This is a genomic window from Bradyrhizobium sp. P2_E8 (assembly GCF_056403875.1).
The window spans coordinates 1-1,607 of record NZ_JBFUES010001346.1 but is presented as its reverse complement, the minus strand read 5'-3'; the positions used below and the strand labels follow the sequence as shown (position 1 = coordinate 1,607).

At 68.1% G+C, this 1,607-nt stretch carries 2 protein-coding genes and 1 pseudogene; all 3 read right to left on the bottom strand.

The window, feature by feature from the left end; genetic code table 11:
• The coding region (ruvB, locus tag AC1D00_RS40310) for a Holliday junction branch migration DNA helicase RuvB (RefSeq protein WP_477014535.1) at window positions 1-916 on the bottom strand (916 nt) is incomplete at its 3' end.
• On the bottom strand, window positions 913-1,530 hold the full coding sequence (gene ruvA / locus AC1D00_RS40305) for a Holliday junction branch migration protein RuvA (protein ID WP_477014534.1): 618 nt from the start codon (window positions 1,528-1,530) through the stop codon (window positions 913-915). The genes ruvB and ruvA, both read right to left, overlap by 4 nt.
• A pseudogene (locus AC1D00_RS40300) lies at window positions 1,527-1,607 on the bottom strand (crossover junction endodeoxyribonuclease RuvC); the annotation flags it as partial. The pseudogene AC1D00_RS40300 and the gene ruvA, both read right to left, overlap by 4 nt.

Sequence of the window (1,607 nt, the reverse complement as noted above, 5' to 3'; positions counted from 1 at the left end):
GATAGGGCTCGATGATGTCCTCGATCGCATCGCGCGGCTCGGAGAGCGCTGCGGCCATCGTCTCGACACCGACGGGACCGCCGCCATAGTTCATCGCGATGGTCGTGAGATAGCGACGGTCCATGGCATCCAGGCCCGCGGCGTCGACCTCGAGCGCGCTGAGTGCGTGATCGGCGATCTTGCGATCGATCGTGTCGGCATTCGCCGCCGAAGCAAAATCTCGCACGCGCCGGAGCAGGCGCCCGGCGATGCGCGGCGTGCCGCGAGCGCGGCGCGCGATCTCGTTGGCGCCATCCGCGCTCATGCCGACGTTCAGCACGCGCGCGCCGCGGCTGACGATGCTTTCGAGCTCCTCGATGGTGTAGAAATTGAGCCGGACCGGAATGCCGAAGCGATCGCGCAAGGGATTGGTGAGCAGGCCCGCACGCGTCGTGGCGCCGACGAGGGTGAATTTCGACAGCTCGATCTTGACCGAGCGCGCCGCCGGGCCCTCGCCGATGATGAGGTCGAGCTGAAAATCCTCCATCGCGGGATAGAGCACTTCCTCCACCGCCGGGCTGAGACGATGGATCTCGTCGATGAAGAGCACGTCGCGCTCTTCGAGGTTGGTCAGCAGGGCGGCGAGATCGCCGGCCTTGGCAATCACGGGGCCCGATGTGGCGCGAAAGCCGACGCCGAGTTCCTTGGCCACGATCTGCGCCAGCGTGGTCTTGCCGAGGCCGGGGGGCCCGACGAACAGCACGTGATCCAGCGCCTCGCCGCGCTTGCGCGCGGCCTCGATGAAGATCGAGAGATTCTTGCGGGCCTGCTGCTGGCCGACGAAATCGGACAGCGATTGCGGGCGCAGCGCGGTGTCGCCGACATCATCGGAGCGGCGCTCCGGTGAGACCATGCGGTTGGCCTTGGGATCGCTCACTTCGCGAGTTCCTTCAGACCGAGGCGAATGAGCTGCGCCGTCTCGGCGCCTTCACCGGCGCTGCGCGAGGCCGACGCAATGGCGGCCGCGGCCTGCGGCTGGCCGTAGCCGAGATTGACCAGCGCGGAGATCGCATCCGCCACCGGCCGCGGCGCGCGCTGGTCGTCGACGGCGCCGGCGAGATGCACGACGGCGGGATCGACATTGGCGAAGGCCGGCGCCTTGTCCTTGAGTTCCGTGACGATGCGCTCGGCGACCTTGGGACCGACGCCCGGCGTGCGCGCCACCGCGGCCTTGTCGCGCAGCGCAATCGCGTTGGCGAGATCGGACGGCGCCAGCGTGCCGAGCACGGCCAGCGCGACCTTGGCGCCGACGCCCTGCACGGTCTGGAGCAGGCGAAACCATTCACGCTCCTGGTCGGTGCGGAAGCCGAACAGCTTGATCTGGTCCTCGCGGACATAGGTCTCGATCGACAGCACGGCGGCCTCGCCCGGCGCGGGCAGATGCTGCAGCGTGCGCGCCGAGCAATGCACCTGGTAGCCAACGCCGCCGACATCGAGGACGACATAATCCTCGCCGTAGGAATCGATCAGGCCCTTCAGCTTGCCGATCATATTCCGACCACCTTCAGCCTGAGCGCCGCGCTCTGGCGGTGATGGGCGTGGGTGATGGCGATGGCGAGCGCGTCGGC

What these genes read in the sequence shown, in the direction of transcription:
- ruvA (WP_477014534.1), bottom strand. Translation starts at nt 1,530, where the DNA reads ATGATCGGCAAGCTGAAGGGCCTGATCGATTCCTACGGCGAGGATTAT.